Source organism: Fusobacterium sp., assembly GCF_030528405.1.
Taxonomy (GTDB): Bacteria; Fusobacteriota; Fusobacteriia; order Fusobacteriales; family Fusobacteriaceae; genus Fusobacterium.
In genome coordinates this window covers 46,912-56,370 of sequence record NZ_JAUMYY010000006.1, presented here as the reverse complement: position 1 = coordinate 56,370, position 9,459 = coordinate 46,912, and the positions used below count along the sequence as shown (strand labels likewise).

Sequence of the window (9,459 nt, the reverse complement as noted above, 5' to 3'; positions counted from 1 at the left end):
TTAAAAAATGAAAAGAATATAGCCAGTAAAAATTTGGATAAATATAATAGCTACATTTATCTTAATAATTTTTTAATAAACACTAGAGCAATTGAAATATTTGATGAGGAGTATTCTAATAAAATTTTTAAAGAGGATGGACAATTTAAAAAACTAGATAAAAAATCATTACAGAATTTTGGAGAAAGTGCAAAAGGAGAATTTAAAATTTTAGAGGAACATTTGAATGATGTTAAAAAGCATATAAATGATAAACCTAAATATGATTTTGACCCTGAAGTTGAAAAATTTGTTAATACAGCTTTCAAATTGAAAGAAAAAATTTATTCTATTATAGATTATTATAGAAATGGGGACTTTGAGAAAGATAATTACAAAGAAGCTAAAAAATTAGATGAGGAATATTTTGAATTGTTAAACAATTTTTTTGACTCTTCAAAGGAGTACCTTGATAATATAGCGGATTTGGCATATGAAAATAATAAAGCATTTATAAAAGAATTGGAGAGAAATGGAGAAGTAGCTGTTTTAGCTATGGTGAAATACGGGAATACAGCAAATAGATTTTTAGATTTATTATATGGTAGAGATGATTTTGGCTTTTCAGATAAAGAATTGGAAGAGTTTAAAGAACTTAATCAAAAGCTTATTGAGGAGCTTTCAAATTTAGAAAATATTAAAGATAAACAGATTGAAGATGAAGGCTTAGATAAAAATATATATAGAAACCATTACACTAAAAATGCAAAAGAGCTTATAAAGTTTACAACAGCTATAATAGAAGGCATAGAAAAGAATAAAGAAAATCTTGACAATGAATTAGATGGTTTTGATAGAGTTTATTCTGATCTTGTAGATGCATATAATTCGATTATATGATGGTATTTTATTTTCTGAATTTGGTATGAAATGGAGGAAAAGTGAAGAAAAAGGTATTAATTTTATTAGTTGCAGTTTTTAGTTTATTTATATTAGCTTGTGGAGGCTCTAAGGATACCAAAAGTGAAAGACTAGAAAACTTTGCTTTTGAAGAAAGTATAGCTCAAAAAAATATAAAAAAGTATAATGATTATATAAAATTAAATAATTTTATAAAAGAGGAAAATCCTGTAGCTATATTTGATAATGAGTATCTAGATGAAATTTTTAATGAAATAGATTTTAGAGATCTTGAAGGTAAAAATTTACAAGATTTTGGACTTAAAGGTAAGGAAAGTTTTGAAAAATTTGAAGAAATTTTAAATGAAGTAAAGAAAAGTATAAGCGAAAGTCCAATCTATTATTTTGATGACAAAGTTGAAAAGCTAATAGAAGTTTCATTAAAATTAAAAGAGAATGTTTTTACTATAATAAATTACTATGGTAAAGCTGAATATAAAAATGATAACTATGCAAAAAGAGAAGATTTAAATAGGGAATATAATTTATTATTAGAAGATTTTTTTAATTACTCTGATGAGTTTTTTACTTATATGGAAAGATTAGAGTATGATGAAGATCTTAAAGAAATAATTACAGATTTAGGAAAAAATAAACAATTAGCACTTTATAGTTTGGGGAGATTTGTAATTTCTGCAAATGGCTTTGTGGATTTAATTTTCTATAAGGAAAAGTTAGAATTTTCTGACAAAGAAATAAGTAAATTAGCAGAAATAAATGAAAAGTTAAAAAAAGAATTGGCTAATATGGAAGCTTTAACAGATGAACAACTGACAGGAGAAAAGCTAAATATAGAAGAATTTAAAGAATTTTGGATTGTTAATGCAAAGGAAATTGTTGGATATTCTACTGAAGTAGTTGAAAAATTGAAAAGGAAAGAAAACATAGAAGAAACAATAAATACACTTGAAGAAACTCGATTTAATTTTGTAGATACATATAGCTCTATTGTGATGTAGAGTTTTATCTGAGAGCTTGTTCTAATCTATATGCCAATAAAAAATACTTGGAGAAAATAAAAAATGAAGACAGTAAAAAAAGAATGTGAAATAGAATTTGAGGAGAAGAAGTCGAAATTTATTGGCTATATAAAGCCTGTTTTTTCTAAGGAAGAAGCAGAAGAATTTATAAGAAAAATAAAAAATAAACATAGTGATGCAACTCATAATTGTTCCACTTACAAGATAAATATAGATGGGAAAGAATATTACAAAGCTGATGATGATGGTGAGCCGAGTGGAACGGCAGGTAAGCCTATGGGGGATATTTTAAATTACATGGGGGTAACTAATTTAGTTGTAGTTGCTACAAGGTATTTTGGAGGAATAAAACTAGGTGCTGGAGGTCTTGTAAGAGCCTATGCTAAGACGGCAAAATTAGCTGTAATTGAATCTGGAATAGTTGCTTTTGTGGAAAAAATAAATTTAATTTTTGAAATTCCTTATGAGAAAATTTCAGATTTAGAGGAATTATTAAGAGAGTTTGAAGCAGAAATTTTTGAAAAATCTTTTTTAGAAAGAGCAATTTATAAAATAAGAGTGAAAAAGGATTTTATAAATGCTGTACAGAGCTTATCTTATCTTAATATTATCAGCTGAATCTATCAAAACTATTAAAAAAGAAAAAAGGCTACTGCATTTTAAATTTAATTTGCAATAGCCTTTTTAATATTTTAAGCTATGTTCCACAATAAGTCCTATAGGAACTTTTATCAGTATTTCCTCTTAAATACATATCTTCAATTTTTTGAGAATAGTCATAGGGTCTAGATAAAATTTCTAAAAATTTCTTTAAACTTGTGAAATTTTTATTTTCACAGTCCTTTAAAATAACTTCTACAACTCGATTTCTAGGAATTACTAGTGGATTATTGGTCTGCATTAAATATTTTATATCCTTCTTAGTTTTGTTTTCAAGTTGTTGTCTTAATTTCCATTCTTCTTTCCATATTTTAAATTCTGTACTTGTGTAGAAATCTTTATTAGTCTTATCTTCGTAGTTTTCAGTTGTAAGAGCAACAAAAACATTTGTATAATCTGCCCTATACTTTTCCATTATTTTTAATAAACGATTAAATATCAGTCCATCATTTTCTTTTTCTTCAAATAGTCCTAGCTTAGCCCTCATTCCAGCTAACCAATAATTTTGATATAGCTTATTAAAATTTAACAGCTCTTTTTCTATCAGTTCAATGGACTTTTTTTCATCTAAACTGTCTTTATCTTCTTCATCATAAGTGTAGCTAAATAAAGGGAGTAAAGTTTCAGCAAAAACAGTTAAATTCCAATTAGCAATATATGGTTGATTTTTATAACGATATCTACCAAAAGTATCAATGGAACTAAAAACAGTATCGGGGTCATAAGTATCCATAAAGGCACAGGGACCATAGTCTATAGTTTCACCTGAAATTGACACATTGTCTGTGTTCATAACTCCATGAATAAAACCAACTAAAGACCATTTTGTAATTAATTTAGCCTGGAGTTCTGTAACATTTTTAAAAAACTCTAAATACTTTTTATTTGTAGTATATTTAGTATTTATATGAGGAAAGAGCCTATTTATTGTGTAGTCTGCTAATTTTTTTAAATCTTCGCTCTTCCCAAAGTTAAGGGCATACTCAAAAGTTCCCACTCTTATATGGCTGCTTGCTATTCTGCTTAAAATAGCACCAATTTTTGGAACTTCTCTATAAACAATTTCTCCTGTTTCGACTACAGCTAAGCTTCTTGTCGTGGGTACACCCAAAAAATACATAGCCTCACTTATAATATATTCTCTTAACATTGGGGCTAGGGCAGCTCTACCATCTCCACCTCGAGAATAAGGTGTTTTACCAGAACCTTTTAATTGAAGGTCATAGAGCTTTTTATCTTTTATAATTTCACCCAAAAGTATTGCCCTACCATCACCTAACATATTGAAATAAGCGAATTGATGACCAGCATAGGCCTGTGCTATTGGTATAGAAGTTTCTGGCAATTTATTGCCAGAAAATATATCAGTCAAAGTGCTTTCATTTTTTATATCTATATTATTTTTAAATTCACTTATAAGTTTTTCATTGAGAACTATAAGCTTAGGATTTTTTACTTTCGTTGGCTTTTGTATGGAATAAAACATTGCAGGTAGCTCATTATAATATGTATTTTTTATATTTAAAAACATTATTCTCCCATCATATTAAATTATCTTATATATTTTGTCTTTTTTTCTCTGAAAGGAAGATATAAAATGAATGAAAGTGCGATATAGATACCTTCAACAGAAAAAATATAATAAGGCCAAGGACCAAAAAAATCAACTGGTGATGCAGAAGATGGGGGTCTATTTACATATAAATAATTAGTTCCTAATCGTTCATTTAAAAAGTAAAGTCCAAAAGCAACTAAATTTAAGAAGATAAAAGAACCTATGGCACCAGCTTTGGTAACTCTGAAATTAAAATGAATTATTCCATAGGCAATACTGAATATTATAAAAAAATGAGTTATAAAAAAACTAATGCTTGCAAAATCTCTCATACCTTCTTTAAGTTCAGGCGTAATAATAGCAAATAGAGCTCCTATTCCCCAAAAATAAAGAGGTTGGAAAACAGCTTTGCTAGTAGTTAACATCATAATCCCTGCTAAAATAATAGTCAAGTTGCACAGATGTAAAGGCAGAAGATCTATAAACTTCTCTTCAAAGTAATGATGCCTATAGATAAGTTCAGCCACTTTTATTCCAAGTACAACAACAGCTAAAAATTTAGCCAAACTATCTTTTCTTACTATAAATCCTAAGAAAATAAATAATAAAGAAACAGCAAATCCAACTGCTATTGTTATAAGATGAGCATTTCCAAATAAAATAAATTTATCCATATAACCTCCTATTTATGAAAACCTAAGTCAGCAGGATTTATATCCCCCGAAATGTATTCTACTGAAGCATTGTTAAATTCAAATTTTTTACGATTTTCAGCTACTTTTTTTATAAGCGAGATAGTTTCCTGAGCTAAGTTATTTTCTTGATATTGACCTTTAGACCAATAGTTAATAACTAACTGACTATCTCCAAATACTTTATTTAAATTTGTTTTTTTTGCACATTCTAAAGCCAGATAAAGTCCTAAGAGCTCTCCAAAATTATTAGTTTTATCCTTTGTTAATTGGATATTATCAAATTCATTGATAAACCAAGAATTTTTATTTAAAAAGTTATTAAAGCTATCACTTTTTAAAATATAAATTAAGCTATTTCCTTCTTTATCAGTAATTCTAACCTCAACTCCTTGTCCACGACCAGTTCCAGCATCAAAGTATACACCTTCTTTTAACAGAGCTTTGAGCGAATTTGAAATTATTTTTTTATTTTCATATTCGGCACCGTTTTCAAGCCATATTTTTGCTTCATCATAAGATGAAAATGATTTGTATCTAGCCTTTGAGTTTTGGACAATAGATTTACATTCATCCCAAGTATTTACAATACCATAATTATTTTCATTTAAAAAATATGCATAAAATTTTTTTGCCATATTTCCTCCTATTTAACAATGATAACATAATTATCATGTTTTTAAAATAGAATTTATTTAAACATTAAAAAGTATAAAAAAATGATATAGTAGTACTATAAATAAAAACTATAGTATTTATTATATCTATATATTTTTATAAAACCAATAAAAGTAGTATACTTTAGCAATATAATTTTTATTAAAGGGGGAAATGTATGAAAAAAATAGCTTATTTGTTAATGTTAGTTTTATCAATTTTTCTTGTTGCTTGTGGTGGTGAGAAAAAGGAAAAGAAGGCAAGCCCAAATGGAAATAAGGTGATTATTGCACAAGGAGCAAAACCTAAATCTTTAGATCCTCATATGTATAATGAAATTCCAGGACTAGCTGTATCAAGACAATTTTACAATACTTTGTTTAATAGAGAAAAAGATGGAAGCATAACGCCAGAACTTGTAGAATCTTATGAATATGCTAGCGACACAGAATTAAACATTGTTTTAAAGAAGGGAGTAAAGTTTCATGATGACAGTGAACTTACAGCTGATGATGTGGTTTATAGTTTTGATAGAATGAAAGATAAACCAGGAGCATCTATAATGATAGCAGAAATAGATAAAGTTGAAAAAACGGGAGATTATTCTGTAAAAATACTTTTAAAAAATGCATCAGCTCCGCTTTTATTTAATCTAGCACATCCTATTACATCTATAGTTAATAAAAAATACGCAGAAACTAATGATTTAGCAAGTACTGCTATGGGGACAGGTTCTTATAAATTAATTTCATATGGAGATGGTGAAAAAATTGAAATGGAATCATTTAAAGATTATTTTGCAGGTGCTCCTAAAATAGATGGTATAGTATTTAGATCAATACCAGAGGACACAAGTAGACTTGCTGCTTTAGAAACAGGAGAAGTTGATATAGTTTATGGTATGTCTGCAATCTCAACTCAAACTATAGAAGCAAATGAGGCTCTTAGTTTAATTTCCGAACCAACTACTTCTACAGAATATATAACTCTAAATACAGAAAAAGCTCCATTTGATAATAAAGATTTTAGACTTGCTTTAAATTATGCAATTGATAAGAAAAGTATAGTTGACTCTATTTATTTAGGTAGGGCAAAAGTTGCAAAATCTATTGTAAATCCAAGCGTATTTGGTTATTATGAGGATATTGAAGGTTTTGAGTTTAATTTAGATAAGGCAAAAGAATTAATTCAAAAATCTGGAGTAGAAAACAAAAACTTTTCACTTTATGTAAATGATAATCCAGTTAGATTACAAGTTGCACAAATTATACAGGCAAATTTAAGAGAGTTAGGAATAGAGATGAAGATAGAAACTCTTGAGTGGGGAACTTATTTATCTAAAACAGGTGAAGGGGATTTCCAAGCTTATTTAGGTGGATGGGTATCAGGAACTTCTGATGCTGACATAGTTCTTTATCCGTTGCTTGATAGTAAATCTATTGGCTTTGCTGGAAATAGAGCTCGTTATTCAAATCCAGAGTTCGATGCAGAAGTTGAAGCAGCCCGTGTGGTTTTAAGCCCAGAAGCTAGAAAAGAACACTATAAAAAAGCTCAAATTATAGCACAAGAAGATTCTCCGCTTGTAGTTTTATTTAATAGAAATGAAAATATTGGAATTAACAAGAGAGTAAAAGGTTTTAATTATGATTCTACTACAATGCATAAATTAGGAAATTTAGAAATTGATGAGTAAAAATAAAATTATTTTAGAAGAGGAGGTTGTATAGATAAATATTTGGGTATTTATCATACAAAATAAGAATGCAAATTGATTTAAAATATATACTTGATAAAACAGTTGAACTTCTAGCTATTCCAAGTCCCGTTGGTTATACAGATTTGGGGATTGAATATATAAAAAAAGAATTAAAACATCTTGGACTTGAATATACAACGACAAAAAAAGGAGCTTTGATTAGCTATATAAAGGGCGAAAACTCTGAATATAAAAAAATGATTTCAGCTCATGTGGATACTTTAGGAGCCGTTGTAAAAAAAGTAAAGGCTAATGGAAGATTAGAGATAACCAATACAGGAGGTTATGCTTGGGGTTCTGTAGAAGGAGAGAATGTCAGTATACATACTATATCTGGAAAAATTTATGAGGGAACTCTCTTACCTATAAAAGCTTCTGTACATGTTTATGGTGATGTTGCAAGGGAAGCAGCTCGTGTGGAAGAAACTATGGAAGTTAGAATTGATGAAGATGTAAAAACAGCTGAAGATGTTTTTAAATTAGGTATTTGCCAAGGAGATTATATATCATATGAAACTAGAACTAAGATTTTAGATAATGGCTATATAAAATCAAGATATTTAGATGATAAGGTCTGTATAGCACAGGTATTAGGATATATAAAGTATTTAAAAGAGAATAATCTGAAACCTCAGACAGATTTATGGATCTATTTTTCTAACTATGAAGAAATAGGTCATGGAGTGTCGGTTTATCCTGATGACTTAGATGAGTTTATAGCTATTGACATAGGGTTGGTGGCAGGAGTAGATGCTCATGGAGATGAAAAAAAAGTAAATATAGTAGCTAAGGATAGCAGAACTCCTTATGACTTTGCTCTTAGAAAAAAATTGCAAAAAACTGCAGATGAAAATAAAATTAATTATACAGTTGGAGTGCACAATAGATATGGATCTGATGCAAGCATAGCAATACTACAAGGCTTTGATTTTAAATATGCATGTATAGGACCAAATGTAGATGCTACACATCACTATGAGAGATGTCATATAGATGGAATAGTTGAAACTGTAAAGTTAATGATAGCATACTTATAAAAGTTAAAAGAAGCTATTGCAAATAAGAATTTAAAAATGCAATAGCTTTTTTTATTTCCCAAATTTTCTCTTTTTATTAGAAAAAATAAATTTTTTTGAGCTGTCACAAATTAATGATAAAAATATTCAATTTGCAACAGCTCCTTTTTATTTTTCTTTATAAATATGTACTCCACTTGCTTGGTGTAGAGGAGTTATTGTAAGTTCAGGAATTTGAACTTTATCAGGGAGGTTTGCGACATAAAATATAGAGTCAGCAACATCTTCACCATAAAGGGGAACAATACCTTTGTAGACATTATCTGCTTTATTCTTATCACCATGAAATCGAACTATGCTAAATTCTGTTTCCACAAGTCCAGGTTTGACATTAGTTACCTTAATTTTTGTATCCATTAAGTCAGCCCTCATGGAGTCACTCATAGCTTTGACAGCAAATTTAGTGGCACAGTATATGCTACCACCTGGATAAGCTATATCACCAGCGACAGAACCAACATTTATAACAGAACAAACTTTTCCAGTTTTCAACATAAGAGGTATAATTGTGTTTCCTATATAAGCAAAGCCCTTAATGTTTGTGTCTATCATTTTGTCAATATTTTCTATTTTATAGTCATGAAATTTATCAAGACCTAAGGCTAAACCAGCATTGTTTACAAGGATTTCTATATTTTTCCAATTTTCAGGAAGAGAATTAATATTGGAGATGATTTCCATGTAATTTCTTACATCAAAAGAAAGGCAAATTACATCTATGTTATATTTTTCTTTAAATTTCTTTTTCATTTCATCTAAAATTTCTTTTCTTCTAGCACATAAAATTAAATTGGCACCAGCTTGAGCAAATTTTTCAGCACAGGCTTTTCCAATTCCACTGCTTGCTCCAGTTATAAATACAATTTTTCCTTTCACACGATTTTCCATATATTACCTCCTAATTAAATTATTTCTAATTTGTGGTCAAGCATTTATTTTCTTAATTTTAACATTAATTAAATTTCTAGTAAATAACAAAAAGCAGAGATTTCTTTTCTTTTTCAATTGACATGATATAAAAAAAGTGATAAAATCTATTGGCGTTAAATAATCACACCAATTATTTCTAAGCGGGGTGCTTCATAGAAATATGAATTGCTTAGTTTTGAGATTGGTGGAAGGATAACCAAATTAAAAAATCAGG

At 28.6% G+C, this 9,459-nt stretch carries 9 protein-coding genes; 5 read left to right on the top strand and 4 right to left on the bottom strand.

Annotated elements, in window-relative coordinates; genetic code table 11:
• From Q4A58_RS01920 to Q4A58_RS01910, 3 genes are all read left to right on the top strand, one after another.
• The coding region (locus Q4A58_RS01920) for a DUF3829 domain-containing protein (RefSeq protein WP_303116131.1) at positions 1-879 on the top strand (879 nt) is incomplete at its 5' end.
• A gap of 41 nt (positions 880-920) precedes the next feature.
• Positions 921-1,898, top strand: coding sequence for a DUF3829 domain-containing protein (locus tag Q4A58_RS01915; protein WP_303116130.1), 978 nt, complete (start codon positions 921-923; stop codon positions 1,896-1,898).
• 63 nt (positions 1,899-1,961) lie between these two features.
• Complete coding sequence (locus Q4A58_RS01910) at positions 1,962-2,537, top strand: YigZ family protein (protein WP_303116127.1); 576 nt, start codon at positions 1,962-1,964, stop codon at positions 2,535-2,537.
• A 79-nt stretch (positions 2,538-2,616) separates the two neighbouring features.
• Here Q4A58_RS01910 and Q4A58_RS01905 read toward each other — a convergent pair whose 3' ends face one another.
• Genes Q4A58_RS01905 through Q4A58_RS01895 form a run of 3 tightly spaced genes read right to left on the bottom strand, consistent with a single transcriptional unit; the run spans position 2,617 to position 5,464 of the window.
• The gene (locus tag Q4A58_RS01905) at positions 2,617-4,110 is read right to left on the bottom strand and encodes a YdiU family protein (protein ID WP_303116125.1); all 1,494 of its coding nucleotides are present in this window, start codon (positions 4,108-4,110) and stop codon (positions 2,617-2,619) included.
• 20 nt (positions 4,111-4,130) lie between these two features.
• Entirely contained in the window at positions 4,131-4,808 is a 678-nt protein-coding gene (locus Q4A58_RS01900) for a TIGR02206 family membrane protein (RefSeq protein ID WP_303116123.1), read from the bottom strand.
• Between the two features lie 8 nt (positions 4,809-4,816).
• Positions 4,817-5,464 carry a ribonuclease H family protein gene (locus tag Q4A58_RS01895; RefSeq protein ID WP_303116121.1) on the bottom strand — a complete coding sequence of 216 codons (648 nt, stop codon included), beginning with the start codon at positions 5,462-5,464 and terminating at the stop codon, positions 4,817-4,819.
• A 197-nt stretch (positions 5,465-5,661) separates the two neighbouring features.
• Between Q4A58_RS01895 and Q4A58_RS01890 the strand changes: the two genes are divergently transcribed.
• Both Q4A58_RS01890 and Q4A58_RS01885 read left to right on the top strand, forming a co-directional pair.
• Positions 5,662-7,176 (top strand): ABC transporter substrate-binding protein, encoded by a 1,515-nt coding sequence (locus Q4A58_RS01890; RefSeq protein ID WP_303116118.1) that lies wholly within the window; start codon positions 5,662-5,664, stop codon positions 7,174-7,176.
• 68 nt (positions 7,177-7,244) lie between these two features.
• Positions 7,245-8,276 (top strand): M42 family metallopeptidase, encoded by a 1,032-nt coding sequence (locus tag Q4A58_RS01885; RefSeq protein WP_303116115.1) that lies wholly within the window; start codon positions 7,245-7,247, stop codon positions 8,274-8,276.
• 147 nt (positions 8,277-8,423) lie between these two features.
• Here Q4A58_RS01885 and Q4A58_RS01880 read toward each other — a convergent pair whose 3' ends face one another.
• Complete coding sequence (locus tag Q4A58_RS01880) at positions 8,424-9,203, bottom strand: SDR family NAD(P)-dependent oxidoreductase (RefSeq protein ID WP_303116112.1); 780 nt, start codon at positions 9,201-9,203, stop codon at positions 8,424-8,426.
• Positions 9,204-9,459: the final 256 nt, after the last annotated feature.